General features: G+C 73.6%; 22 protein-coding genes. 18 read left to right on the forward strand and 4 right to left on the reverse strand.

The genetic code is table 11. The features are described 5' to 3' along the window. Nucleotides 1-22 precede the first annotated feature (22 nt). From MNY60_RS09770 to MNY60_RS09780, 3 genes are all read left to right on the forward strand, one after another. On the forward strand, nucleotides 23-655 hold the full coding sequence (locus MNY60_RS09770) for an outer membrane beta-barrel protein (protein WP_242360523.1): 633 nt from the start codon (nucleotides 23-25) through the stop codon (nucleotides 653-655). A 105-nt stretch (nucleotides 656-760) separates the two neighbouring features. Next, nucleotides 761-1,126, forward strand: coding sequence for a VOC family protein (locus MNY60_RS09775; RefSeq protein ID WP_242360524.1), 366 nt, complete (start codon nucleotides 761-763; stop codon nucleotides 1,124-1,126). 200 nt (nucleotides 1,127-1,326) lie between these two features. Next, the gene (locus MNY60_RS09780; protein ID WP_242360525.1) at nucleotides 1,327-2,694 is read left to right on the forward strand and encodes a sodium-dependent transporter; all 1,368 of its coding nucleotides are present in this window, start codon (nucleotides 1,327-1,329) and stop codon (nucleotides 2,692-2,694) included. Between the two features lie 46 nt (nucleotides 2,695-2,740). Here the strand turns inward: MNY60_RS09780 and MNY60_RS09785 are convergent, their stop codons facing one another. Continuing rightward, nucleotides 2,741-3,676: a hypothetical protein gene (locus MNY60_RS09785; protein WP_242360526.1), complete on the reverse strand. Its 936-nt coding sequence runs from the start codon at nucleotides 3,674-3,676 to the stop codon at nucleotides 2,741-2,743. A gap of 393 nt (nucleotides 3,677-4,069) precedes the next feature. Between MNY60_RS09785 and MNY60_RS09790 the strand changes: the two genes are divergently transcribed. After that, nucleotides 4,070-4,612, forward strand: a complete 543-nt coding sequence (locus MNY60_RS09790; protein ID WP_242360527.1) for a hypothetical protein — start codon at nucleotides 4,070-4,072, stop codon at nucleotides 4,610-4,612. A 218-nt stretch (nucleotides 4,613-4,830) separates the two neighbouring features. Here MNY60_RS09790 and MNY60_RS09795 read toward each other — a convergent pair whose 3' ends face one another. After that, nucleotides 4,831-6,039 carry a glutathione-independent formaldehyde dehydrogenase gene (locus tag MNY60_RS09795; RefSeq protein WP_242353015.1) on the reverse strand — a complete coding sequence of 403 codons (1,209 nt, stop codon included), beginning with the start codon at nucleotides 6,037-6,039 and terminating at the stop codon, nucleotides 4,831-4,833. Nucleotides 6,040-6,313: 274 nt separating this feature from the next. On the opposite strand from MNY60_RS09795, the gene MNY60_RS09800 reads away from it, so the two are divergent. The 13 genes from MNY60_RS09800 to MNY60_RS09860 all read left to right on the forward strand — a co-directional run bounded on the left by MNY60_RS09800 (nucleotide 6,314) and on the right by MNY60_RS09860 (nucleotide 20,589). Beyond that, the gene (locus MNY60_RS09800) at nucleotides 6,314-8,266 is read left to right on the forward strand and encodes an FAD-dependent oxidoreductase (protein WP_242360528.1); all 1,953 of its coding nucleotides are present in this window, start codon (nucleotides 6,314-6,316) and stop codon (nucleotides 8,264-8,266) included. Next, entirely contained in the window at nucleotides 8,263-8,763 is a 501-nt protein-coding gene (locus tag MNY60_RS09805) for a ubiquinol-cytochrome c reductase iron-sulfur subunit (RefSeq protein WP_242334688.1), read from the forward strand. The genes MNY60_RS09800 and MNY60_RS09805 overlap by 4 nt, the downstream gene beginning before the upstream one ends. A 9-nt stretch (nucleotides 8,764-8,772) precedes the next feature. After that, nucleotides 8,773-10,128 (forward strand): cytochrome bc complex cytochrome b subunit, encoded by a 1,356-nt coding sequence (locus tag MNY60_RS09810; protein WP_242360529.1) that lies wholly within the window; start codon nucleotides 8,773-8,775, stop codon nucleotides 10,126-10,128. 2 nt (nucleotides 10,129-10,130) lie between these two features. Then, nucleotides 10,131-11,402: a cytochrome c family protein gene (locus MNY60_RS09815; protein WP_242360530.1), complete on the forward strand. Its 1,272-nt coding sequence runs from the start codon at nucleotides 10,131-10,133 to the stop codon at nucleotides 11,400-11,402. Further along, nucleotides 11,399-13,303 (forward strand): Sec-dependent nitrous-oxide reductase, encoded by a 1,905-nt coding sequence (gene nosZ / locus MNY60_RS09820; protein WP_242360531.1) that lies wholly within the window; start codon nucleotides 11,399-11,401, stop codon nucleotides 13,301-13,303. Before MNY60_RS09815 ends, nosZ begins: the two co-directional genes overlap by 4 nt. A 16-nt stretch (nucleotides 13,304-13,319) precedes the next feature. Next, complete coding sequence (locus tag MNY60_RS09825; RefSeq protein ID WP_242360532.1) at nucleotides 13,320-14,000, forward strand: hypothetical protein; 681 nt, start codon at nucleotides 13,320-13,322, stop codon at nucleotides 13,998-14,000. Then, entirely contained in the window at nucleotides 13,997-15,379 is a 1,383-nt protein-coding gene (gene nosD / locus MNY60_RS09830; protein ID WP_242360533.1) for a nitrous oxide reductase family maturation protein NosD, read from the forward strand. The genes MNY60_RS09825 and nosD overlap by 4 nt, the downstream gene beginning before the upstream one ends. Then, a complete protein-coding gene (locus MNY60_RS09835; protein WP_242360534.1) occupies nucleotides 15,376-16,299 on the forward strand; it encodes an ABC transporter ATP-binding protein in 924 nt (307 codons plus the stop codon). The genes nosD and MNY60_RS09835 overlap by 4 nt, the downstream gene beginning before the upstream one ends. Next, complete coding sequence (locus MNY60_RS09840; RefSeq protein ID WP_242334710.1) at nucleotides 16,296-16,754, forward strand: nitrous oxide reductase accessory protein NosL; 459 nt, start codon at nucleotides 16,296-16,298, stop codon at nucleotides 16,752-16,754. The genes MNY60_RS09835 and MNY60_RS09840 overlap by 4 nt, the downstream gene beginning before the upstream one ends. Further along, the gene (locus MNY60_RS09845) at nucleotides 16,751-17,599 is read left to right on the forward strand and encodes an ABC transporter permease (protein ID WP_242360535.1); all 849 of its coding nucleotides are present in this window, start codon (nucleotides 16,751-16,753) and stop codon (nucleotides 17,597-17,599) included. Before MNY60_RS09840 ends, MNY60_RS09845 begins: the two co-directional genes overlap by 4 nt. Nucleotides 17,600-17,971: 372 nt before the next feature. Continuing rightward, complete coding sequence (locus MNY60_RS09850; protein WP_242360536.1) at nucleotides 17,972-19,024, forward strand: nitronate monooxygenase family protein; 1,053 nt, start codon at nucleotides 17,972-17,974, stop codon at nucleotides 19,022-19,024. Nucleotides 19,025-19,115: 91 nt separating this feature from the next. Beyond that, nucleotides 19,116-19,973, forward strand: a complete 858-nt coding sequence (locus MNY60_RS09855) for a putative RNA methyltransferase (protein WP_242334726.1) — start codon at nucleotides 19,116-19,118, stop codon at nucleotides 19,971-19,973. 133 nt (nucleotides 19,974-20,106) lie between these two features. Then, the gene (locus MNY60_RS09860; RefSeq protein ID WP_242334791.1) at nucleotides 20,107-20,589 is read left to right on the forward strand and encodes a DoxX family protein; all 483 of its coding nucleotides are present in this window, start codon (nucleotides 20,107-20,109) and stop codon (nucleotides 20,587-20,589) included. A gap of 21 nt (nucleotides 20,590-20,610) precedes the next feature. Here the strand turns inward: MNY60_RS09860 and MNY60_RS09865 are convergent, their stop codons facing one another. Next, complete coding sequence (locus MNY60_RS09865) at nucleotides 20,611-21,759, reverse strand: MFS transporter (RefSeq protein ID WP_242360537.1); 1,149 nt, start codon at nucleotides 21,757-21,759, stop codon at nucleotides 20,611-20,613. Nucleotides 21,760-21,962: 203 nt separating this feature from the next. Here MNY60_RS09865 and MNY60_RS09870 point away from each other — a divergent pair, with 203 nt between their 5' ends. Continuing rightward, the gene (locus MNY60_RS09870) at nucleotides 21,963-22,808 is read left to right on the forward strand and encodes a S1/P1 nuclease (RefSeq protein WP_242360538.1); all 846 of its coding nucleotides are present in this window, start codon (nucleotides 21,963-21,965) and stop codon (nucleotides 22,806-22,808) included. Between the two features lie 8 nt (nucleotides 22,809-22,816). Here the strand turns inward: MNY60_RS09870 and MNY60_RS09875 are convergent, their stop codons facing one another. After that, nucleotides 22,817-23,836 carry an aldo/keto reductase gene (locus MNY60_RS09875; RefSeq protein ID WP_242360539.1) on the reverse strand — a complete coding sequence of 340 codons (1,020 nt, stop codon included), beginning with the start codon at nucleotides 23,834-23,836 and terminating at the stop codon, nucleotides 22,817-22,819. Nucleotides 23,837-24,250: the final 414 nt, after the last annotated feature.

Raw genomic sequence — 24,250 nt, forward strand, 5'->3', positions numbered from 1 at the left:
CCCACCTCACGAGGAGAGATCCATGCGCAAGCTGCTCCCTGCCCTTTTCGCCCTCACGCTGCTCGCGGTCCCCTTCGCCTCGCACGCCCAGGTCTCGCTCGGCCTCAGGCTGGGCTACGGCCCGGCGCTCGGCGACGCCGCGAAGGACTCCAGGATGTCCGACGGCATCAAGAGCCAGATCCCGATCCAGCTCGACGCCACGTACGCGCTGACCCCGAGCTTCGGCCTCGGCGGCTACGTCTCCTACGGCTTCGGCCAGATCGGGGACGAGTTCGCCCAGCTCTGCGATCAGGTCGACTGCTCCACGCGCGTCGTCCGGGCCGGCGTGCAGGGCATCTACACCTTCGCGCCCATGGGGCAGCTCCGGCCGTTCGCGGGCGTGGGCGCCGGGTACGAGTGGGGCAGCATGAGCGCGGAGGCCGGCGGCCAGAAGGTCTCCTTCTCGTTCCGCGGGTTCGAGCTCCTGAACCTCACCGGCGGCGCGGACTACGTGGTGAGCCCGCAGCTCGCGTTCGGGCCCTACATCGGGCTCAGCCTCGCGCGCTACTCGAACACCTCGATCGACGACGGCACGCAGACCATCTCCGGCGAGATCGACCAGAAGGCGATGCACGAGTGGCTGCAGTTCGGCATCCGTGGGCGGTTCGACCTGTAGGCTCTTGCTCGCGCTCCCCCCCGGCGCGCCGGTGGGGGAGCGGGCCTCCACGAGTGGCGGCGGCGCACCGCCGCCTTCGCTAGAATCGTCCGCACCGGAGGTGACATGCACAAGAGCAGGCTCTGCGCGGTGACGATCGACTGCGAGAAGGGGGATCTCGACGTGGCCTCGCGCTTCTGGTCGGGGGCGCTCGGGCGTCCCGAGCGCGAGCGCGAGGGGAACTACGTGACGCTCGAGGATCGCGACCGGCTCATCGTGCTGCTGCAGCGCGTCGATCATCCGAGCAGGGTTCACCTCGACCTCGAGACCGACGACATAGAGGCCGAGGTTCGCCGGCTCGAGGCGCTCGGGGCGAAGCGGGTCGCGCAGGTCCGGACCTGGTGGGTGATGGAGGCGCCCACCGGGCAGCGCTTCTGCGTCTGCCGCCCGCAGCGCGGGCCGCTCGGGGACGACGCGAACACGTGGCCGTGAGCGGCGCGGCCCCGGGCTCACGCGCCGCCGGCGCTCTTCCGTTACCTCGAGCTCGCGGCGACGGGCGTCCTCCGGGAGAGCCGCGCCGTCGTCGATTTCCTCGCGCGCGGCCCTGCGCCGTGTCCTCGCTCAAGATCGACGGGTCCCGGCGGTGTTAGATGGGCGGCCCGAAGCCCGGCCCATTCCCGCCGAGGAGCCGCATGTCCGCACCGAAGACTGCCAGCCGCGACGCTTTCGCCTCGACCCTCGGCGCCTTCGCCGCCACCGTGGGCTCCGCGATCGGGCTCGGCAACATCTGGAAGTTCCCCTACCTCACCGGCTCGAACGGCGGCGCCGCCTTCGTGCTCACCTACCTGCTCGCAGTGGCGCTCGTCGGGATCCCGGTGATGGCGGTGGAGCACGTCATCGGCCGGAGGATGCGGCTCGACGCCGTGCGGGCCTATGGCCGGGTGGTCCCCGGCCAGCGGTTCTGGGCGGCGATCGGGTGGGCGGGCCTCGCCTCGGCCCTGCTCATCATGGCGTTCTACACGGACGTCGCGGGCTGGGTGTTCGCCTACGTCTTCAAGTCGGCGGGTGCGTTCGTCTCCGGCAGGCCGCTCACCCCGGAGACCTTCGGTGCCCTCGCGAGCGGGACCTGGGAGCCCATCGCCTGGCAGGCGGTCGTTCTCGTGGTCACGACCGCCATCATCGCCGCCGGCGTCTCCCAGGGCATCGAGAAGGTCACGAAGACCCTCATGCCCCTCCTCTTCGGCCTCCTCCTCGTCTGCGACCTGCGCGCCCTCACGCTCCCGGGCGCCTTCGCCGGCGTCTCCTACCTGTTCAGCCCCGACCCCTCGAAGATCACGGCGAGCGTCCTGCTCTCCGCCCTCGGCCTCGCCTTCTTCAAGCTGTCGCTCGGCATGGGCACCATGACGACCTACGGGTCCTACATGCCGGACCAGACCCGCATCGTGCCGAACGCGACCCGCGTGGCCCTCGCCGACACGCTCGTGTCGCTGCTCGCGGGGCTCGCCATCTTCCCCGCGGTGTTCGCCTTCGGCGGCACGCCCGCCGGAGGCCCCGGGCTCCTCTTCAACACCATCCCGCTCGTCTTCGCCCGGATGCCGCTCGGCGGGCTCTTCACGGCGCTCTTCTTCGTCCTCGCGGCGATCGCCACGATCGGCGCGATGGTGAGCCTCATGGAGGTCCCGGTGGCCTTCTTCGTCGAGAAGGGCCACGTTCGCCGCCCGGCCGCCGCCGCGATCACCGGCGGCACGATGTTCGCGCTCGGCCTCCTCGCGACGCTCTCGCAGGGGCCCGTCCTCGCGGACGTGAAGCTCTTCGGGAAGACCTTCTTCGATCTGTTCGACTTCCTCTCCTCGAACGTGCTCCTCCCGGTGGGCGGCCTCGCCATCGCGATCGTGGGAGGGTGGCTCGTCTCGCGGAGCGCCTTCGTGGAGGAGCTGAACAAGGGCCACTCGGCGGCGAGCTGGTACGACCGGACGTTCTACGCGTTCATCCGGTTCGTCGCGCCGGGGCTCATCCTGCTCATCCTCCTGAGCAGCCTCGGCGTGATCCGGCTCTCGTAGGCGTCCTCGCGCCGGCGAACCCGCGCGAGAGCCCTCGCCGCGCGGCTCAGAGGAGCTGGTACTGGACGCCGGTGACCACCGAGGGGAGCTGGCCCTGCTCCCCGCGGAAGCGCTTCAGGAAGGGGAGCTGGCCTCGCACGAACAGCCAGGCCTCGCCGAGCACCTTCAGGTAGACGCCGGGCGACGCCGACAGCACGGTGCCGCCCGTGTTCACGACGGCCTCCCCGCCGGCCTCGTCCGCCGCGGCGTGGCGGCCGTCGAGGCCGAGGTCGAGCGCGAGCCGCCTCGCCGGAAAGTACTGACCGTGAACGCTCCAGAGCAGCGCCCGGCCGTAGCGGTAGCCGGCGCCGTTCTCGGTGCGGAGCCGGCCGGAGAGGCTCCCGAAGGCGAGCCAGCTCCCCTGCTCGAACCGGTAGCTCGCGCCGGCGAAGGGCCCCCAGGCGCCGGTGCCGGGCTGGCCGTGCTCGTCGATGCGCTCGCCGCCCGAGCGCAGGCGGTTCGGCCCGGTGGGCATCGAGGTCCCCGCGGTGAGCGCCACCTCCTGCACCCGCCCGACGCCGAGGTTCACGCTCCGAAAGGCTGCATAGCGCGCCGCGAGCTCCGCGTCGCCGAGGCCCGTCGCGTCGGAGGTGGTCGTGGACGCGCCGCGCCCCACCGCCTCGATGGCCTTGTGGACGAGCGGGAGCGTGCCGGTCAGCGAGAGGCGGTCCGTCGGCCGGTACACCGCGTTGAGCCGGAAGGACCACTGGGTGAGCTCGTCGGTGAGGGCGGGATCTGCCTCGTTGCCGGCGTCGACCCGGAGGTACTCGGAGTCGAGCTGCAACCGGAAAAGGCCGGTGATGGCGGCCGGATCGCTCGACGTGAGCAGCGGATCTCCGCAGGCGCACACGGAGCAGGCGCGCGCGGGGAGGGCTGCCGCCAGGCCGGCCGCCGCCAGGGCCGCGAGGCAGAGGCGCGCGGTGAGTGGATGGAGGCGCCCCATTTCGGTCCCTTGGCGATACATCCCCTCCTCCGATCGGCGCGCGTGCCCGGTGTCACCAGCGAGCCGCAGGCTCGGCGAGCGCAGGACCGGGTGTAATCGGCGCTCGCTCTCGACGCTGGGCCGCAGGGGATCGCGCAGCGGTGAACGAGCCGTCTCACCGGTCTCCGGGCGCCGCGTGAATAGACGAAGGACGGGCGCGTCTGTTCTCGGAGCCCGAGGCCTTCCGACCTGCGACGATCCGTCTGGCCCCGGATGGCCCTTTCCGGGATCCAGCGCAGGCGATTGAGGGTGGTTTACTCGCGGTCTCTTTGGCCCCACCTGGGCCGCCCTGGCGGTCGTGCTTGGTTCACCCAGGGAGCGATGACGCTCCCGCACTCGGAGAGGACACAGACGATGACGAAGAGGATCGCAGTCACGCTCGCGTTCGCAGCGCTGGTCGGCTTCGCTGCCCCGGCTCGCGCCCAGGAGACCGGCAAGGCGAAGGCCGACGCCGCCGCGGCGCGCGCCAACGCCGCCGCAGCGCACGCCGACGCCGCTGCAAAGAAGGCCGACACGGCCGCGAAGAAGGCCGACGCGCAGAGCGAGGCCGCCGCGAACAAGGCCGAGGAGAAGGGCGAGGCCGCCGCGGCGAAGACCGAGGAGAAGGCCGCCGAGACGAGCGCGGTGGCCGGCGAGAAGGCCGGAGAGGCGAAGGCCAAGGGCCACGAGACGGCCACCACCGCCAAGGCCAAGGCGAAGACCAGCAAGGCCAAGGGCGTCTCCAAGGCCAAGACCGGCAAGGCGAAGGGCGAGGCGACCGCTGCGGAGGCCAAGGCCAAGGGCGAGGAGAAGGCCAAGGCCGCGCAGGAGCGGATCGAGACGGAGCCCGCGCCCGCCCCCGCTGCGCCTGCTCCGGCTCCTGCCCCGGCGCCGGCGCCGCCCGCGACGAAGCCGTAGCCCGGCCCAGCGCCCGCGGTACCCCGACGACCCGGCCATCCGCCGGGTCGTCGGCGTTCGAGGCGGTTCGTGCCCAGAGCCCTCGCGCGCGACGACTCCGCGCGCGAGGGGCTCGCCGCTCCTGCGCCCCGCGGGCTCACCGATGCCCGCCCCCCGGGCGGAGGGCACGGCGCGCGAAGCGTCTTCGGATAGCGGGATCGCGCGCCTCGATCGGGCGTTCAGCGCGCCGCTGCCTCCTGGCCCGGCTTGATGAGGACCTTGGTGTAGCCGGGCTCGCGCCGATCGAACTTCCGGTACGCGTCCGGCGCCTCGCTGAGCGGGATGCGCCGCGACACGATGAAGCTCGGCTTCGCCCGGCCGGCGATGATGAGATCGCGCAGCACGAGGCTGTAGTTCTTCACCGGCGTCTGTCCCATGCCGAGCTGGATCCCCTTCTCCCACAGCTTGCCCCACGGCAGCGTGTAGGCGCCCTGCTTCGCCGCCTTGTCCTTGCCGCCGGGATCCTCGGGCAGGAACACGCCGATGATGCCGAGCGCGCCGGTGGGGTTCACGACCTCGACGAGCTGCTCGGTGAGCGACGTCGGGTGCTCCTTGCTCGGATCCTCGAAGTCCTTCGCCTGGTAGCCCACGGCGTCGATGCCGCACATCACGCCCGCCATCTTCTCCTCGCCGCGGCGCATCGCCCCGCGCACGAGCGGGTTCGCGAGCCGCATGCTGCGGATCTGCTCGGCGGGCGGCCCCTTGCGGAAGTCGATGGCGATGGCGCCGATCTTTTGCGCCTTCTCGAGTCGCTCGGGGATCGCGTCCACGACGTACACCTCGGCGGCGCCGCGCAGCATGGAGCTGTAGGCGGCGAGCAGGCCCACCGGCCCCGCCCCGAAGATCGCGACCGTGGAGCCGGGCTGCACCCGCGCCATCTCCGCCGCGTGGTAGCCGGTCGGGAAGATGTCCGAGAGGAGCAGGAAGTCGTCCTCGAGCTCGTCGCCCGGCTTGCCCGGCAGCTTGATGCAGTTCGCCTCGCCCCACGGCACGCGCAGGAGCTCCGCCTGACCGCCCTTGTACGGGCCCATCCCCACGTAGCCGTAGGCGGCCCCGGCCGCCTCGTCGTTCGTCACGAGGCACGCGCTCGTGTAGCCGCGCGAGCAGTTGAAGCAGGTGCCGCAGGCGATGTTGAAGGGCAGGACCACCCGATCGCCCTTCTGGAGCTGCTGCACGGCGGTCCCCACCTCCTCGATGACCCCCATGTTCTCGTGGCCCATCACCACGCCCGGCTCGGCGGCCGTGCGCCCCTCGTACATGTGCAGATCGCTGCCGCAGATCCCGGCGGTGCTGATCCGCACGAGCACGTCCGTCGCGCTCTCGATCCGCGGATCCTCCACCTGCTCGACGGACACCTTCCCCGGTCCCTTCCACACCACCGCGCGCATGTGTGACCTCCTGGAAGACTCGAACTTCGCCACGTGAGGCGCGGCCGGCATCGGGCCGGGGGCCGTCCGGCCCCACGCCGCGGCGCTCTCGCCCGGCACGGCCCCTCGGCGGCCGACGCCGGCGTGCCGCTCCGAGAGTGCGCGCTCCGCGGCGTCGTGCCACACCCGAGCCGACGAGCCCAGCCGGAGTGACCGGGCGTCCTGACGTCTACGATGGGGAGTGCCCAGCAGGATGAGCCGCCCGGCTCGGGGTCGCGCGGAGAATTTCCCACCGATGGGGATCACTGCGCGGATACCCGGGCTGCGCGACTGGCAGGAGCAGGTGAAGTGCCAGGCGGGCTGCCCCGTCGCCACGGACGCAGGGCGCTACGTCCAGCTCGTCGCCGAGGGACGTTACGAGGAGGGTTACCTCGTCGCGCGCGCCCCGAATCCGTTCGCCTCCGTGTGCGGCCGCGTCTGCGCCGCGCCGTGCGAGGAGGCCTGCCGGCGCGGGAGCGTGGACGCGCCGATCACCATCCGCGCCCTCAAGCGGACCGTCTGCGAGCGTCACGGCGTCGAGTCGATGCACCCCGAGACGCAGAACCGCCTCCGGACCGAGCCGATGCGGGAGGGGAATCGCTACGCCGGGCACCTGCCGGTCGAGCGCGTCGAGGCCCCGCCGGCCCGGCGGCGGCCGAAGGTCGCGGTGATCGGTGCGGGGGCGGCGGGGCTGTCCGCAGCGCACGACCTCGCCCTGCTCGACTACGAGGTCACGGTCTACGAGGCCTCGCCCGAGCCGGGCGGGATGATGCGCTACGGGATCCCGGAGTACCGGCTCCCGCGCAGCCTGATCCAGGCGGAGATCGACGCGATCCTCTCGCTCGGCGTCACGCTCCGGCTGGAGACGCCGCTCACGCCGGAGCGCGGCCTCGCGGCGCTCCGCGCCGAGGGGTTCGAGGCCGTCTTCCTCGCGGTCGGCGTGCAGAAGGGGCGCGAGCTCCAGCTGCCGGGCGTGGAGCTCGACGGGGTCGTGAAGGCCATCGACTACCTCCTCAACGCCAACCAGGGATACCGGCTCGACCTGGGCCGCCGGGTGGTCGTGATCGGCGGCGGGTTCGTGGCGTTCGACGCCGCCCGCACCGCGCTGCGCGTGAGCCGCGAGGAGGAGCTGAAGGCGCTCTCGGGCGAGAGCGGCGGCGAGGCGGACGCGCGCCTCAAGGAGGCGCTCGACTCCGCGCGCGAGGCGCTGCGCGGCGGCGCGACGGAGGTCACGATCGTCTCCCTCGAGGCCTTCGAGGAGATGCCGGTCCTGCGCTCCACGCAGGGCCACGAGGAGTTCGAGGAGGCGCAGCGCGAAGGCGTCCGCTTCCTGCCACGGCGCGGCCCCAGGCAATTCCTCGGCGAGGGCGGCAAGCTGCGCGCGGTCGAGCTGCGCAAGGTCCTGTCGGTGTTCGACGAGGCGGGACGGTTCGCGCCGCGCTACGACGACGCGGACACGACGACCCTCCCGGCCGACGGCTGCATCCTCGCCATCGGGCAGCGCGCGGACCTCTCGTTCCTCCACCCGGAGGACGGCGTCGAGCTCACGCCGGGCGGCACGATCCGCGTGGACCCCGGCACGCTCGCCACCTCCGCGCCGGGCGTGTTCGCCGGCGGCGACGTCGCGTTCGGGCCGCGGAACCTCATCGAGGGCATCGCGAACGGCAAGCGCGCCGCGCGGTCCATCCACCGGTACCTCGCCGGCGAGCGCGCCCGGCTCGAGACGCGGCTCGACGTCGAGAAGATCCCGACGCGCGACTACCGCATGATCGCCGGGTTCGAGCTGCTCGATCGGATGGCGCCCCCGACGCTGCCGGTGGACCGGCGCACCGGGATCGCCGAGGTCGAGGTCGGGTTCTCGGAGCTCCAGGCTCGGCAGCAAGGGGCGCGCTGCCTCGTCTGCCACGTCCAGACCATCTACGACCCGGAGAAGTGCGTCCTCTGCAACCGCTGCGTGGACGTCTGCCCCGAGTACTGCCTCGCGCTCGTGCCGCTCGACGAGGTGGAGCTGCCCGAGGCGGAGCGCGCCGAGGTGGTGGCGCGCGCCACGGCCGGCGGGCTGCCGCTCTCCGCCATGCTGAAGGACGACACCGCCTGCATCCGCTGCGGGCTCTGCGCCATCCGCTGCCCGACGGACGCGATGACGATGGAGCGCTTCACCTTCACGGAGCGCTGGACCGCGGCGGCCGCGCCGGAGGGGACGCCATGACCTCGGATCGCAGGGAGTTCCTGAAGAAGCTCGGGATCGGCGTGGGGCTCGCCTCCGTCGCCGGTCAGGGGCTCGCGTCGCTCCGCTCGCTCGTCCCGAACGTCTCCTACGACGCGCCCACGGTCGTGAAGCTCGGGATCCCCGCCGAGTTCCCGGAGGGGATGAAGTTCCTGCCGGAGCAGCGGCTGTTCGTGTTCCGCGAGGGCAATGTCTTCCACGCGATCTCGGCCGTGTGCACCCACCTCGGCTGCACCGTCCGCGCGGAGGCGCTCTCCTCCCCGGTGGTGAAGAAGGTCGGCGGCACCGAGCTCCGCCTCACGCACCGGTTCCTCTGCCCGTGCCACGGCTCGCAGTACACGGGCGACGGCCAGAACGTCGCCGGACCGGCGCCGCGGCCGCTCGAGTGGTGGGCGCTCTCGATCGCGCCCGACGACGGGCAGCTCGTCGTGGACCTCGCGAAGCCGGTGGAGCGCAGCTTCCGCCTCACGACCGCCTGAGGAGGCGCCATGGCCGTCCTGCCGACCGTCCCGCCGGAAGCGCCCCGCACCGCGCCGGGCGTCCACCTCCGCCGCCTGTGGAGCGTGCGCCCCGCCTCCGATCGCGAGGCGGGCGACGCGATCGTCGCGAACTTCATCCTCCACTGGTTCCCGGCGCGCTCGCTCAAGGAGTCGATGGAGTGGCGCTACTCGCTCTGGCTCGGGACCATCTCGACCGCGCTCCTCGCCCTCCTCGTCGCGTCCGGGATCCCGCTCCTGTTCCTGCACATCCCGTCCGTCGAGCGGGCCTACGGGTCCGTGAAGGACATCGAGAACGTCGTCACGTTCGGCTCGTGGATGCGCGCGGTGCACCGGCTCGGCGCGCACCTCATGGTGGCGACCGTCTTCCTGCACCTCGTGCGGGTCTTCCTCACCGGCGCCTACAAGAACGGCGTCGGCCGCGGCCAGAACCGTGAGTGGAACTGGGTCATCGGCGTCGTGATGTTCCTCGTGACGCTGTTCCTGTCGTTCACGGGGTACCTGCTCCCGTGGGACCAGCTCGCCTACTGGGCGGTCACGGTCGGCACCAACATCGCCTCGGCGGTGCCGCTCGTCGGGGCGCAGATGCGAGAGCTGCTCCTCGGCGGCCGCGCCATCGACCAGCCGACGCTCACGCGCTTCCACGTCCTGCACGTGATCGTGCTCCCCGGCGTGCTCGGGGTGCTGTTCGCCTACCACATGTGGCGCATCCGCAAGGACGGCGGGCTCGCGCGCGCCGATCACGCGACGCGGCTGCCCGCGCCCGCCGAGGTGCCGGCGGAGCGCACCCGGACCAAGACGTACTCGCTCCTCGGCGTCGCGCGCGGGCAGGGACCGCTCATCCGCGCCTCGTCCGTCGAGCGGCCGGAGACCACGGTCAGCTCGGTCCCGGAGCTCACCCGCCGCGTCGCCCTCGTCATGCTCGGCACCGTCGCGGTGATCTCGATCCTGGCGGTGTTCGTCCCGTCGCCGCTCGAGGAGCCAGCGAACCCCCTCGTGACGCCCAACCCGGCGAAGGCCCCCTGGTACTTCCTCTGGCTGCAGGAGATCGTCACCGACACGACGATCCGCGTCGGCTCCTTCACCGTGAACGGGGCGCTCGTGGGCGGCGTCATCCTGCCCGGCCTGCTCGTCGCGCTCCTCGTCGTCTGGCCGTGGCTCGATCGCAGCCCGGCCGCGGCGGCGGGGCGGTGGTTCCCCCGGAGCCGCCGCACCCAGAACGCCGTCTTCCTCGTGATCGTCGCCATCGTCCTCCTCCTCACCATCGTCGGCACGTTCTCTCGCGGCCCCTACTGGCACCTCTACTGGCCGTGGCAGGCCTGGCCCGAGATGCCGACCCGGTTCTGACCATGGAACCCGTGACGCCATCGCCGTTCGCATCCCGTGACCGGCTCCTGTTCGCGATCGTCGGCGTCCTGCTCGTCGTCTCGACGATCCTGTTCGTGTGGAGTGACCGCGCGAAGGACTGGCGCTGGTACCAGGCCGAGTTCCGCGGGCGCGTCGCCGAGAAGTTCGGCGAGGAGAAGGCGCGAGGGGTGCACGACGGCCTCGTGCAGATCTGGGTGCCCGAGCTGCGCCGCGCGGACCGCTGCATCACCTGCCACCAGGCCGGGCCGTGGAAGGGGTTCGAGGCCGCGGAGGAGCCGTTTCGCACGCACCCGCCGGAGATCCTCCGGACCCACCCGGTCGAGCGGTTCGGCTGCACCGCCTGCCACGGCGGCCAGGGGTACTCGATCGACGCCGACGAGGCGCACGGCCCTGCGCCGCACTGGGAGGAGCCGGTGCTCGGGCCGTACCTCGGCGAGGCGTACTCGCTCGCCTGGGAGGACAAGGGCGCGCTCATCCAGATCAACTGCAACCTCTGCCACCGCTTCGAGCGCGAGACGAAGGGGGCCGACGCGGTGAACCTCGCGAAGAAGCTCGTGCGCGACAAGGGCTGCCGGGCGTGCCACGTCGTGAACGGCCGCGGCGGCACCATCGGCCCCGACCTGACCTACGTCGGGGACAAGGCGCCCGAGCAGTACGACTACTCGCGCCTCCTCGGCCAGAAGACGGCGTTCGCCTGGCACGTCGCGCACCTGAAGGAGCCGAAGGCGATCGTCCCGGAGACGGTGATGCCGAACTTCGGGTTCTCGACCCGCGAGGTGCAGGCGCTCGCCATGCTCGTCACCTCCTGGCAGCGCACGTCGCTCCCGACGTCCTTCGCCCCGGGCGCGCCGCGGAGCGAGCCGCAGACGCAGCAGGAGGTGGCGGAGGAGGAGCGGATGCGCACCGGGCCGGGCGCCTGGTTCGTGAAGACCGGCTGCTTCGTCTGCCACAGCATCTCCTCGCTCGGCGTGAAGAGCCCCGCGCAGATCGGGCCGGACCTGTCGATCGCCGTCGAGGACGTGCAGAAGCGCTTCGGCCGCACCCTCGACGACTTCCTCGCGGCGCCGACCGGCACGATGGCGGTGGTGCTCTCCCGGCAGATCATCCTCACGCCGGAGGAGAAGAAGGTCGCGATCGCGAAGCTCCGCGAGGCGTTCGCCGCCTGGCAGAAGGAGCGCGCGAAGGGCGCGGAGCCCGCCGCGAAGCCCACGGAGCGGGGCGTCGAGCCCGCGAACATCAGGAGGACGCCATGACGGTGCAAGGAAGCAGGCGCGTCGCGATGGCGGCGGCCGCGCTCGCGATGATCTCGATCGCGGGCTGCGCGCCGTCGAAGCCGAAGGGGGGACGCCGCGCCCCGGCGGCCGCGTCGGACACGGCGGTGGCCGCGCAGAAGACGTACATCGCCCCGGGCGATCTCGACGAGTACTACATGTTCTCGTCGGGCGGTCACTCCGGCCAGGTGTTCGTGTACGGGCTGCCCTCGATGCGGCACCTCGGCACGATCCCCGTGTTCACGCCCTACCCCGGCACGGGCTACGGGTTCGACGACGACACGCGGAAGATGCTCGGCGAGTACACCTGGGGTGACGCTCACCACCCGGGCCTCTCGGAGACGAAGGGCGACTACGACGGCCGCTGGCTCTTCATCAACGACATGAACGGGCGGGTCGCGCGCATCGACCTGCGCGACTTCAAGACGAAGCAGATCCTCGGCCCCATCCCGAACGTCTCGGGCAACCACGGCTCGTCGTTCGTCACGCCGAACACCGAGTACGCGATGATGTCCTCGCGCTTCTCGGTGCCGATCCCGCTCGGCACCTACGCGCCCATCGAGAAGTACGCCACCGACTACAAGGGCGTCGTCGTCGGCGTGAAGATCGATCCCAAGTCGGGCGAGATGTCGCTCGGGTGGGAGATCGTGACCCCGCCGTTCGACTGGGACCTGGGTGACGCCGGCAAGGGCGTGTCCGACGGGTGGATGTTCTTCACCTGCTACAACTCGGAGCGCGCGACGGGGAAGCTCGAGGTGACCGCCTCGCAGCGCGACCGCGACTACATCGCCGCGGTGGACTGGCGGCTCGCCGAGAAGTCCGTCGCCGCAGGCAAGGGCAAGATGATCGGCGGCGTGCGCGTGCTCGACCCGCGCGACGTCCCCGGCCTCATCTACCTCATGCCCTGCGGGAAGTCGCCGCACGGCGTGGACGTCTCTCCCGACGGCAAGTGGATCGTCGGCTCGGGCAAGCTCCAGGGCGTCACCACCGCGTTCAACTTCGAGAAGGTGCAGACCGCGATCCGGAACAAGGACTTCGCCGGCGACGAGGACGGGATCCCGGTGCTCAAGTACGAGTCGATCAAGGACGCGGAGGTGCCGGTGGGACTCGGCCCGCTGCACACCCAGTTCGGCACGGACGGCTACGCGTACACCTCGCTGTTCGTCGACAGCGCGATCGCGAAGTGGAAGCTCGGGACCTGGGAGGTCGTCGACAAGATCCCGGTCTCGTACTCGGTCGGCCACCTCGCGGCCGCCGAGGGCGACACGGTGAGCCCCGACGGCAAGTACGTCGTCTCGCTCAACAAGCTCTCCCACGGGCGGCACCTGTCGCTCGGGCCGTCGCAGCCCGAGTCGTCGCAGCTCATCGACATCACCGAGGAGAAGATGAAGCTGCTCTACGACGCCTTCACCGAGCCCGAGCCGCACTACGCGCAGATCATCAAGGCGGACAAGGTGAAGCCGATCGAGGTCTACCCGAAGGAGGAGAACCACCACCCCCTCGCGACCTGGGACGTGAAGGAGGCGGGCCTGAAGCGCGAGGGCGACAAGGTGATCGTGCGCACCGTGGTGGTCCGCTCCACCATCACGCCGACGAGCGTGGAGGTGAACCAGGGCGACACCGTCACCTTCGCCATCACCAACATCGAGCAGACGACGGACGAGCTGCACGGGTTCGGGCTGCTCGGGTACAACCGCAACCTCGTCCTCGATCCCGGCGAGACGAAGACGGTCACCATCAAGGCCGACAAGCCGGGCGTGTTCCCCTACTACTGCACGAACTTCTGCTCCGCGCTCCACCAGGAGATGCAGGGTTATCTCATCGTGAAGCCGCGCGCGGGCGGCGACGAGAAGGGTCGCAAGCGCGACAACGGCCACGACTGACGGCGGAGGGCGCGTGATGCGATCGGAACGGGCGATGTCGCCGCCGGCCGGGCGGCTGCGCGGCTACATCGTGAAGAGCCACCGGGTGCTGGACTCGCCGATCAGCGCTGCGCCGCGGGCGCTCCTCGTGCTCGCGGCGGTGCTGCTCGTCGTGGCGCTCACGCAGCCGCTGTGGGACATGACGATGTTCGCGCCGCAGTACCAGGACGGCCTGCGGCTGCACATCTACGCCTCGCAGCTCGTGGGCGGCAACGGCGGCCAGGACCTGAAGGAGATCAACCTCCTCAACCACTACATCGGCATGCACGACCTCGCGCAGGAGAGCTTCAAGGAGTTCCTGTGGATGCCGTTCGTCTTCGGCGCCCTCGCGCTCCTGCTTCTCCGCGCCGCCGTGTTCGGGACCGTCGGGAACGTGCTCGACGTGACGGTCCTGTCCATGTACGTCGGCGCGTTCTCCCTGTGGTCGTTCGCGAAGACGATGTGGGCGTACGGCCACGAGCTCGCGCCGACCGCGCCCGTGAAGGTCCCGCCGTTCATGCCGCCGGTGTTCGGCTCGAAGCAGCTCGCGAACTTCGAGGTGTACTCGTACCCCGGCGTCGGGACCTGGGCGATCATCGTCGCCGCGGTCGCGATGGCGGTCGCGCTCGCCGTCGCCGTCCGGGGCGCGCGGCGCGAGCTCGCCGCCGAGCCCGCATGACCGCGGCCGGGCTCCTCGCCGCCCTCATCGCGGCGCAGGCCGGGGGCGACATGCCGAGCGTCGCGCCGGGGCAGCTCGAGGGCCGGCCGCCCCCCGGCGAGGCCTCGCCGCTCCAGGCGCGCGTCGACGCGGCGCCCGCGGGCGCGACCGTCGAGGTCGGGCCGGGGACGTACGACGGCGACCTCGTCATCGACCGCCCGCTGCGGCTCGTCGGGCGCGGGCGGCCGCTCCTGCGCGGCTCCGGCAAGGGGAGCGTGGTCCGGATCCGGGCGGCCGGCGTGACGGTGGCCGGGTTCGACGTGGACGGGCGCGGCGGCGGCGACCTCGGCCGCGACAGCTCCGGCGTGCACGTCTCCGCGCCGGGAGCCGTGGTGCGCGACAACCGGATCGCGAACGCGCTCTTCGGCGTGTACCTGCGGGAGGCGCCCGGCGCGCGCGTCGAGGCGAACGTGGTGCGCGGCGTCCGAGGGAAGGATCCGGGCGAGAAGGGCTCGGGCATCCACGTCTGGAACACGGACGGGTTCACGCTCGAGGGGAACGACATCGCCGACTGCCGCGACGGGCTCTACATCCAGTCCTCGCCGCACGGCACGATCCTCCGCAACTCCGTCCGCGACCTGCGCTACGCGATCCACTTCATGTACTCGGACGACAACGTCTTCGAGGACAACCTCTTCGAGCGCTCGGACGCCGGCGGCGTGCTCATGTACTCGCGGCGGCTCGTCTTCCGGCGGAACCGCTTCCTCCACAACCGCGGCTTCGCCTCGGTCGGCCTCCTCCTGAAGGCCTGCGACGACTCGCTCGCCGAGGACAACCTGCTCGCGGACAACGCGCGCGGCGTCTTCCTCGAGGGCTCCTACCGCAACCTCCTGCGCAGGAACGTCGTCGCCGAGTCGGACACCGCCCTCGTGGTGTACGACTCGTGCGGCGAGAACCGGATCGAGGGGAACGCGTTCATCGCGAACCTGACCTCCCTCACGCTCGTGGGCCGCCGGACGGACACGGTCCTCGACGGCAACTACTGGTCGGACAACGACGAGCCCGACCTCGACGGCGACGGTGCCTCCGATCGGCCGTTCGTGCTCGGGAGCCTGTTCGATCACCTGCGCGGCAACCTCACCGCCGCCGATCTGCTCGCCCAGAGCCTCGCCGCCGCAGCGCTGGGGGTCGCCGAGCGGGCGTTCCCCGTGCTCGCGCCGTCCGAGGTCGCCGACCGGCGGCCCCTCGCGCGCCCGCCTTCGCTCCCCGCCGTACCCCGCCCCTCGCCGCGCCCGCGGAGGCCCGATCCGCTCGGGCTCGCGGGCTCGCTCGCGGCGCTCGCCGCCGGCGGGGCGCTGCTCGCCGGCGCGCGACCTCGGCGGCACGTGGAGGCGCCGTGATCCGCTTCGACGCCTTCGGCAAGCGCTACGGCCGGCAGCGCGCGGTCTCGCGCGTCGACCTCGCGGTGACCCGCGGCGAGGTCGTGGCGCTCCTCGGCCCGAACGGCTCCGGGAAGAGCACGTGCCTCAAGGCCGCGGCGGGGCTCGTAAGGCCGACCGACGGCCGCGTGGAGATCGGCGAGCCGCTCCGCTCCGCGGCGCTGCCCGAGGCCCGGCGGGGCGTCTCGTTCCTGCCGCAGAAGGTGGCGTTCCCCGAGGCGCTCACCGGGCGCGAGGTGGTCGAGTTCTACCGCCGGCTGCGGGGCGCCGCCCGCGGGCGCACCGAGGCCGCGCTGGGGCTGGCCGCGCTCGAGGGCGCGGCGGACCGTCCGGTCGGGACTTACTCGGGCGGCATGGTCCAGCGGCTCGGGCTCGCCGTGGTGGCGCTGGCCGACGCGCCCATCCTCCTGCTCGACGAGCCCACCTCCTCCCTCGACCGCGCCGGCCTCGCCGCCGCCCACGCGCTCGCCGATCGCGGCCGCAGCGAGGGACGCGCGGTGCTCTTCAGCACGCACCAGCTCGCCGACGTCGAGCGTCTCGCGGACCGCGTCGCCGTGCTCGTGGACGGGGCGCTCGTCGGGAACCTCGATCGCGCCGAGCTCGCGGAGCGCCTCGCCCGGCGCGGGGTCCTGCGCCTGCGCGTCGCGCGCGCGCCGGCCGCGCTCCCGTCCGAGCTCGAGCGGCTGGCGCCCGGCGCCGAGCTCCACGGGGACGAGATCGTGGTGATCGGGCCCGCCGCGGTCCGCGCCGCCGCGCTGGAGGCGGTGCGCGCGAGCGGCGCCGAGCTGCGCGGCCTCTCCTCGGAGGAGGGGCGGCTCGACCTCCTCTACGACGAGCTCGTCGGCGCCGCCGGGCGCTCCGGAACGGAGGTGCGGGCATGACGTCTTCCCTCTCGCGCGCGCTCGGCGCGCTGGCGCTCCTCGCCGCGCTCGCCTGCCGGACCCGGTCGCCCGCGCCGGCGCCCCTCGACACCCGGAACGACGCCTGCGCGTTCTGCCGGATGGCCGTCTCGGATCGCCACTTCGCCGCGCAGCTCGTGGCGCCGGGCGAGGAGCCGCTGTTCTTCGACGACCTCGGCTGCCTCGCCCGCCACCTGGCCGCGTCCCGCCCCCACGCGGGCGCGGTGGCCTGGGTCGCCGATCACCGGACCGGCGAGTGGGTCCGGACGGCGCGCGCCACGTACACGCGGAATCCCAGGCTCGAGACGCCGATGGGCTCGCACCTCGTCGCGCACGCGGACGCCGCCTCCCGCGACGCGGATCCCGCCGCGCGCGGCGGCGTCCCGGCGACCGCCGCGGAGATCTTCGGCCCCGCGGGGCCACCGGACGGCAGATGAGCGCACCGACCCGGCTGGCCGCCCTCTCCCTCGTCGCGCGCCAGGAGATCGCGCTCGCGGTCCGCTCGCGCTGGACGGCGATCTTCGCGGGCGTGTTCGCGCTGCTCGCCGTGGGCGTGGCCGCGAGCGGCTACGTCCTCTCGGGCGGCAGCGGCTTCGAGGACTTCGCGCGCACCAGCGTGTCGCTCGTCCAGCTCGTCGTCCTGGTGGTGCCGCTCGCGGCGCTCGTGATGGGCGTGCTCGCCGTCGCGCCGGAGCGCGGCACCGCCGAGCTCCTCTTCTCGCAGCCCATCGGGCGCGGCGTCGTCCTGCTCGGGCAGCTCGCGGGCCTCTTCGTCGCCCTCTCGGCCGCCGAGCTCATCGGGTTCGGCGCGGCGGGGCTCGTCGTGTTCCTGAACGCCGGGGAGGAGGGCGCGGGCGCGTACTTCCTCCTCGTGCTCGGGGCCGTCCTGCTCACCGCGGTCTTCCTCGCGATCGCGGCGCTCGTCGGCGCCGGCGCCGTGGGGCGCAAGCGGACGCGGGCGCTCGCGCTCGCCCTCGTGGTCTGGTTCGCCGCGACGGTGCTCGTCGACGTGGCCGCGCTCGGCGTCGCGACGCTGCTCCGCTCCACGGCCGCGTCGCGCCTCCTCGTGGCCTCGGTCGTCGTGAACCCCGCGAGCGCGATCCGGGTCGGATCGCTCCTCGCCGTCCAAGGCACCGCCGCGTTCGGCGCAGCGTCCCTCGCGCTCCTGCGGCTCACCGGCGGACCGGTGGGCGCGGCGCTCCTCCTCTGCGCCTCGGTCCTCGCGTGGATCGTCCTGCCCATCGTGGCGGCGGTTCATCGGCTCCGGCGGATCGACCTGTGATGGCGCCCGTCGCTTGCGTGGAGCCGTCGCGAGACGCGCGATGCCGTCGCCGAGCCGGGCGCTCCGAGGAGGGAGCACCGCAGGCGTGCCTGTAAGGCACGTCGAGGAGCGCAACGACGAGGCCGCCCGGCGCAGGCAGGCAGCGTGCGTCGCAGCAGGCTCCATGCGAGCGGGTGGCGCCATGAGGTGGGCGCGCGTGCGCGGCCCTACTCTCTCCCCCGCACGCGAGGTGTCTCGTGACGAGGGTCCCGCGCTCTCCGCCGGGGGCGCCCCCCTCGCGCCTGTGCCGCGGCGTCTCCTCCGGCCTAGAGCCTCCCGAGACCTCGGCTCGCGCCCGGAGGGGCGGCCGCCGCTCGGCAAGGGAGAGACCGCATGGCAGCCCAGGCGAACGCGCTCCTCGCGCGGCTCGGCTTCGAGCACCCCATCATCCAGGCGCCGCTCGGAGGCATCCCCACGACCACCCTCGTGGCGGAGGTCTCGGAGGCCGGCGCGCTCGGGAGCCTCGGCGCGGCGTACCTCTCTCCGGAGCAGCTCGAGGACGCGATCGGCGAGATTCGCTCGCGGACGTCCACGCCCTTCGCGGTGAACCTGTTCGCCGGCGGGTGGGACGCGAGCGCCGGGGGCGACGCGCGGCGGATGCTCGAGCTCCTCGCGGGCGTCCACGAGCGCCTCGGCCTCCCGCCGCCCACGGTCCCCACGCTCGCCGCGGACGCGTTCGAGGCGCAGCTCGCGGTGGTGCTCGACGCGCGCCCCGCGGCGTTCAGCTTCACGTTCGGCGTCCCGTCCGCGGAGGTCCTCGGGCGTCTCCGGGAGCGCGACGTCTTCACCATGGGGACCGCCACCACGGTGGAGGAGGCGCGGCTGCTCGAGCGGGCCGGCGTGGACGCCGTCGTCGCGCAGGGGGCCGAGGCCGGCGGCCATCGGGGCACCTTCGCCGGGCCGTTCGAGGCGGCGCTCGTCCCCACCGCGCGGCTCGTGGCCGAGAGCGTCTCCGCCGTGCGCGTCCCGGTGATCGCCTCGGGGGGCCTCATGGACGGGCGCGACGTCGCGGCGATGCTGCGCCTCGGCGCCGCCGCGGCGCAGCTCGGCACCGCGTTCCTCGTGACGCCGGAGTGCGGCGCGTCGGCCGCCTACAAGCGGGCGATCCTCGCCGCGCGCGCCGACACCACCGCGCTCACGCGCGCGTTCTCGGGGCGGCCGGCGCGCGGGCTCGAGAACGCCTTCATGCGCCTCGTCGACGCAGAGCCGGGCGCGATCCTCCCCTACCCGCTCCAGAACGCCCTCACCCGTCCGATGCGCGCCGCGGCGGCGCAGCAGGGCGACCCGGAGCACCTGTCGCTCTGGGCCGGGCAGGGCGTCGCGCGGGCGCGCGCGCTGCCCGCGCGCGAGCTCGTCCGGCGCCTGGTCGAGGAGCTCGGGGGGTGAGGGCGTCGCTCGCTCGCGCGGGCCGGCGCGATGCGTGCCTGCTGGCGAGTCGGGGCACCCGCGGTCCCGGTTCGTGCTAAGCCGGGCTCCGATGCTCCCCGAGATCCTGAACGCCCTGCGCTGCCCGCTCTGCGCGGGGCCGCTCGCCGAGGTCGCCGCCGGGAGCGGCCGCGCGCTGCGCTGCCCCGCCGGGCACAGCTTCGACCTCGCCCGGCAGGGCTACGTGAGCCTCGACACCGGCAGCCGCCCGCACGCAGGCGACTCGGGCGAGATGATCGCCGCCCGCGCGGCGTTCCTCGCCGCGGGACACTACGCGTTCGTGACGGACGCGCTCGTCGCGGCGGCGCGCGAGGCGTGGTCCGGCGGCGCCGGGCCCGCGCGGCTCGTGGTGGACGCGGGCGCGGGCACCGGGCACCACCTCGCGGCGGTGCTCGACGCCCTCCCCGAGGCCGCGGGGCTCGCGCTCGACGTCTCGAAGCCGGCGCTCCGCCGCGCGGCGCGCGCCCACCCCCGGGCCGCGGCCGCGCTGTGCGACACGTGGCGCGGTTTGCCCGTCGCGGACGGCGCGGCGCGGCTCGTCCTCGACGTCTTCGCGCCGCGCAACGGTCCCGAGTTCCGGCGCGTGCTCGGCGAGGGCGGCGCGCTCGTCGTCGTCACGCCCGCGCCCGAGCACCTCGCCGCGCTCGTGGACGCGCTCGGGCTCCTCGCGGTGGACCCCGAGAAGGCCGAGCGCGTCGAGGCGAGCCTGGGGGAGCGCTTCGTGCTCCAGGGCGAGGTGCTCGCCTCGCGCGAGCTCGCCCTCGAGCATGCGGAGGTGCGGACGCTCGTCGGCATGGGCCCGAGCGCGTGGCACGCCGACGCCGCCGCGCTCGCCGCCCGGATCGCCGCGCTGCCGGAGCCGGTGCGAGTCCGCGCGGCCGTCCGCGTCGGGACCTACCGGCCCCGGTGACGTTGCCCCTCCAGCGCTCGCCCCGCGCGCCCTCGCCGCGCCGCCGTGCGTGGCGGCGCTCGTGAGGCGGCGCGCTCCTTGTCGCGCCGGCTCAGGGCACCAGATTTCCCCGGGGGGAGATCTCGTGAGCTCGATGACCGCTGTCGCGAAGGACGCTGCGTTCGTCCCGGTGCGCGCCACGCTCGGCGCGACGATGCTGTACCACGGCCTGCAGAAGCTGCGAGGTGAGGGTCCGAAGCAGACCGGGGAGATGTTCGAGGGGCTCGGGATCAAGCCGGGGGTCACCTGGGCGACGCTCACCGGCGTCGCGGAGGTGTTCGGCGGCGCGACCGCGATCCTCGGGATCGGCACCCGCCTCGGCGCGCTCGCGATCCTCGCCACGCAGGCGGTCGCCGTCGCGAAGGTGCACGCGCCGAAGGGCTTCTCCAACGTGAACGGCGGGTTCGAGTTCAACCTCGCGCTCATGGGGATCGCCGCCGCGCTGCTCACCGCCGGCCCCGGTCGCTTCTCGACCCACGAGCTCGTCGAGCGGAGCGTCGCGCGCAGCTGGCGGGGATGGGCCCTCGCCCCGCGGCGCCAGTCCCGCGCCCTCGGCTTCGTGAAGCTACTGAAGTAGCGCGGCGCGGGGGCGTGCGGATCAGGCGGGCGCGCGCCCGCACAGCGCCGCGTTCGCGGCGATCCCGACGCCGACCGAGGCGGCGCAGACCGCCACCACCGCGCCCCAGCCCCCGGCCTGCCAGGCGAACCCGGGGAGCGCCGAGCCGAGCGTCCCGCCCGCGTAGTAGAAGGCGAGGTAGAGCGCGCTGGCGCCGCCCTTGGCGGTCCGCGCCGAGGCGTTCACGAACGCGGGCACGACCGCCTGGGCGGTGAACGTCCCGAGCACGAGCACCACGAGCCCCATCACCACGAGCGGCAGGGGCCCCGCGAGCACGAGCACCATCCCGAGCGCCTCGCCCGCCAGGCCGAGGCCGATGAGGCGCCGGGGCGGCACGCGGCCGGAGAGCCTGCCCGCGAGCGGCGACGCGACGACGCCCGCGGCGTACACGACGTACACGCTCGAGACCGCCGCGGTGGAGAGCCCGTACGGCGGGGCGGACAGGTGGTACGGCAGGTAGGTGAAGATCCCCATCCAGCCGAAGAAGAGCGAGAGGCCGACGAGGTAGGCCCCGACGAGGCGCGGATCGCGGACGTGCCGCAGCATCCCGGCGTACGCCGCGACGATCCCGCGCCCGGCGACGCGCGCTCCCGGCACGAGCCCGCGAGCGAGCACCGCCGCGGCGGCGAGGGTGAGCGCCGCGAACGCCACGAACGCGGCGCGCCAGCCGAGGTGGGCGGCGATGGCGCCCGACCCGACGCGCCCGACGAGCCCGCCCACGACCGACGCGGCGATGATGCCGCCGACGACCCGTCCGAGCTCCGCGGGGGAGAACCGGTCGCCCGCGTAGGCCACCGCGACCGCGGTCATGCCCGGCACGAACGCGCCCTGCAGCGCGCGCAGGCCGACGAGCGCGCCGAACGACGGCGCCGCGGCGCAGGCGAGGGTCGCGAGGGAGAGGAGCGCCGTCGCGCTCGCCATGACGCGCCGCCGCCCGAGCGCGTCGGAGAGCGGACCGTACACGCTCGAGGCGGCGGCGACGGCGAGGACGACCGCCGAGACGGTGAGCCCCGCGCGCGCCGGACCCACGCCGAACTCCCGCGAGAGCAGCGGGAGGATCGGCTGGGTCACGTACATGTCCGAGTAGGCCGCCACCGTCCCGACGTACAGCGCCACGCGCTCGCGATCCATCGCGCGCACGATACCGCAGGCGCGGTCCGGTCGGCCCGGACCGCTCGTCGCCTCCGGCGCCGGGTTCCACTCGGTTCCAACGACTCCGCGCGGCGCTAGTATCGCCTGCGGGGCGCGTGTGAAGCCCCGAACCCGGTGCGAGCCGAGGTCCGCGTCGGCGGGGAGCGGTAGGCTCGAGGTTCTCCCCTAGACGCCGAGGCCAGATGACCCGCTCCCCCGCCACGCTCCCGCTCCTCGCCCTCGCCGCCGCGCTCGCCGTCGGGCCGTCGCCGGCCGCGGCCTGGTCCACGCAGGGCCACCGCGTCGCGGCGGCGGTCGCGGAGGAGCGGCTCACGCCCGCGGCGCGGCGGCTCGTGCGAGAGCTCCTCGGCGCGACGCCCATGTCCGACGCGCGCGTCGCCGGATGGGCCGACGCCCAGCGCGAGCCCGCCACGCGGCCCTGGCACTACGTGAACATCCCTCCCGGCGCCGCCGGCTACGTGCGCGAGCGCGACTGTCCGGGGGACGCCTGCATCGTCGCCGCGATGGAGCGCGCCGTCGCAGAGCTCCGCGACGGAGACTCGGCCGTCCGGAGGGCGGACGCGTTCCGCTGGCTCGTCCACCTCGCGGCGGACGTGCACCAGCCGTTGCACGCGGACGGTCGCGATCGCGGCGGCACCGAGCTCGAGACCCGCACGCGCGGCGGGAAGAGGCCGCGCAGCCTGCACCGGGTGTGGGACGAGGACGTGCTCCGACCCATCCTGTACCGCCGCGGCGCGGTGGCGGCGGGGCGCGCCCTCGCGCGCGAGGTCCGCGGCCCGGAGGCGGCGCCCGCGGCGGCCGAGCCGTCGCCCGCCGCGTGGGCGAACGAGTCGCACGCGCTCGCGCGGGCGCTGTACGCGGAGCTCGAGCCGCTCCCACGAGAGGGCCGCAGCCTCGTGCTGCCGGACGCGTACCCGGACCGGCAGCGGGCGCGGGCGGAGGCGCAGCTCCAGAAGGCCGGGGTGCGGCTCGCGGCGCTGCTCGATCGGATCGCGCTCGCGCGGGAGGCTCGCGCCGGGCGGAGGTGAGGGTCGCCCTACCCGAGCCACTGCGGGTTCTGAGTCGTCCCGTCGTACTCCTCGGTCGTCTTGTAGAGCTCGTTCGCGCCGTCCTGCCCCGCCGCGGCGGTGCGGGCGAGCAGCGCGTTCACGCGATCCTCGGCGAGCGGCTGGAAGCCCCGCGCGACGCGCAGCGCCTGCTCGACACGCTCGATGGTATCGCAGCCGGTGACGACCACGCTCACGGGGAGACTCATCGCGTAGCCGAGGCACTCCTCCGGCGAGGCGATCCCCTGCTTCACGATGCGGGCGTCCGCCAGCGGCTTCATGCCGATGACGCCGATCTCCTTCTCGACGAGCACCGGGAGGACGTTCTTCTCGAAGCTGTCGTGGTGCGCGTCGAGGACGTTGAGGGGCAGCTGCACCGTGTCGAACCGGAAGCCGTGCGCGTCCGCCTCGCGCAGCATCTCGAGGTGCCAGCGAGGCGACTTGTGCCCGGTGAAGCCGATGTAGCGGAGCTTGCCGGCCTGCCGGGCGGCGACGAGCGCCTCGATGGCGCCACCCGCCGCGAAGCAGCGCGCGGGATCGGTGGGGCGGATGACCTCGTGGATCTGCATGAGGTCCAGGTGGTCCGTGCGCAGGCGCTGGAGCGACTCGTCGATCTGCCGCGCCGCCGTCGCCGCGTCGCGGCCGTCGATCTTCGACATGAGGAAGACCTTCTCGCGGTAACCGTTCTGCAGCGCCTTCCCCATCCGCCGCTCGCTCTCGCCGTCGTTGTAGTCCCAGCAGTTGTCGAGGAAGGTGATGCCGCCGTCCACCGCGGTGCGGACGATGCGGAGGCTCTCCTCCTCCGTCGCCTGCATCCCCATGTGGAAGCCGCCCAGCCCGACGAGCGAGACCGCCACGCCCGTGCGCCCGAGCTTCCGCTGCGGGAGCGGCGACCCGCCGGCCGCCGGGACGGCGTCATGCGTCCCGCCCTGTGCCGACCGACCGCCGCACGCGGCGAGCGGCGCGAGGGTCATGGCCGCGGACAGCTCCAGGAACTCTCGACGCGTCATGGTGGCGTCCCCCTCGCCGAACGATGGGCGCGACGGAGACGCGGCGGGAGGGCGGACGTCCCGCCCGCGCGGAGCCGCCGCCCGAGCCTGGCGAGCGCTCGCGCGCCAAATGCCGCGGCTCGCGCCCGTGCGCGCGGACGGCTCACCGCCTCGCCGCCGGACGCACCGCCCCACCCTTCACCTACGGTGTCTACCCCGTTCGCCCCGGACCCGCTGCGAACCCGTTCACGTGGGTGGCCTGGGTCTCGCCGCGCACAGGACGGGGAGTGAACCGAGGGCCCGCGGCATCCCACGGTCGAGGGACGCGCGCTGGCGGGAGAGGCGACGGGGCGCGCGAAGCGACCACGCGCCACGACATGAATGCGCGTTCACCGGAGCGGCGCCGACCGGGAGAGGGTCGCGCGCGCACCGTCG

It is taken from the genome of Anaeromyxobacter sp. SG17 (assembly GCF_022690695.1).
In the GTDB taxonomy this organism is placed as follows: Bacteria; Myxococcota; Myxococcia; order Myxococcales; family Anaeromyxobacteraceae; genus Anaeromyxobacter; species Anaeromyxobacter soli.

Coding starts and splice junctions, on each gene's coding strand:
- MNY60_RS09810 (WP_242360529.1), top strand. CDS start 8,773: ATGGCCGTCCTGCCGACCGTCCCGCCGGAAGCGCCCCGCACCGCGCCG.
- MNY60_RS09850 (WP_242360536.1), top strand. CDS start 17,972: ATGGCAGCCCAGGCGAACGCGCTCCTCGCGCGGCTCGGCTTCGAGCAC.
- MNY60_RS09785 (WP_242360526.1), bottom strand. CDS start 3,676: ATGGGGCGCCTCCATCCACTCACCGCGCGCCTCTGCCTCGCGGCCCTG.
- MNY60_RS09845 (WP_242360535.1), top strand. CDS start 16,751: ATGAGCGCACCGACCCGGCTGGCCGCCCTCTCCCTCGTCGCGCGCCAG.
- nosD (WP_242360533.1), top strand. CDS start 13,997: ATGACCGCGGCCGGGCTCCTCGCCGCCCTCATCGCGGCGCAGGCCGGG.
- nosZ (WP_242360531.1), top strand. CDS start 11,399: ATGACGGTGCAAGGAAGCAGGCGCGTCGCGATGGCGGCGGCCGCGCTC.
- MNY60_RS09775 (WP_242360524.1), top strand. CDS start 761: ATGCACAAGAGCAGGCTCTGCGCGGTGACGATCGACTGCGAGAAGGGG.
- MNY60_RS09870 (WP_242360538.1), top strand. CDS start 21,963: ATGACCCGCTCCCCCGCCACGCTCCCGCTCCTCGCCCTCGCCGCCGCG.
- MNY60_RS09815 (WP_242360530.1), top strand. CDS start 10,131: ATGGAACCCGTGACGCCATCGCCGTTCGCATCCCGTGACCGGCTCCTG.
- MNY60_RS09840 (WP_242334710.1), top strand. CDS start 16,296: ATGACGTCTTCCCTCTCGCGCGCGCTCGGCGCGCTGGCGCTCCTCGCC.
- MNY60_RS09805 (WP_242334688.1), top strand. CDS start 8,263: ATGACCTCGGATCGCAGGGAGTTCCTGAAGAAGCTCGGGATCGGCGTG.
- MNY60_RS09795 (WP_242353015.1), bottom strand. CDS start 6,039: ATGCGCGCGGTGGTGTGGAAGGGACCGGGGAAGGTGTCCGTCGAGCAG.
- MNY60_RS09780 (WP_242360525.1), top strand. CDS start 1,327: ATGTCCGCACCGAAGACTGCCAGCCGCGACGCTTTCGCCTCGACCCTC.
- MNY60_RS09865 (WP_242360537.1), bottom strand. CDS start 21,759: ATGGATCGCGAGCGCGTGGCGCTGTACGTCGGGACGGTGGCGGCCTAC.
- MNY60_RS09855 (WP_242334726.1), top strand. CDS start 19,116: ATGCTCCCCGAGATCCTGAACGCCCTGCGCTGCCCGCTCTGCGCGGGG.
- MNY60_RS09800 (WP_242360528.1), top strand. CDS start 6,314: ATGGGGATCACTGCGCGGATACCCGGGCTGCGCGACTGGCAGGAGCAG.
- MNY60_RS09875 (WP_242360539.1), bottom strand. CDS start 23,836: ATGACGCGTCGAGAGTTCCTGGAGCTGTCCGCGGCCATGACCCTCGCG.
- MNY60_RS09770 (WP_242360523.1), top strand. CDS start 23: ATGCGCAAGCTGCTCCCTGCCCTTTTCGCCCTCACGCTGCTCGCGGTC.
- MNY60_RS09790 (WP_242360527.1), top strand. CDS start 4,070: ATGACGAAGAGGATCGCAGTCACGCTCGCGTTCGCAGCGCTGGTCGGC.
- MNY60_RS09860 (WP_242334791.1), top strand. CDS start 20,107: ATGACCGCTGTCGCGAAGGACGCTGCGTTCGTCCCGGTGCGCGCCACG.
- MNY60_RS09825 (WP_242360532.1), top strand. CDS start 13,320: ATGCGATCGGAACGGGCGATGTCGCCGCCGGCCGGGCGGCTGCGCGGC.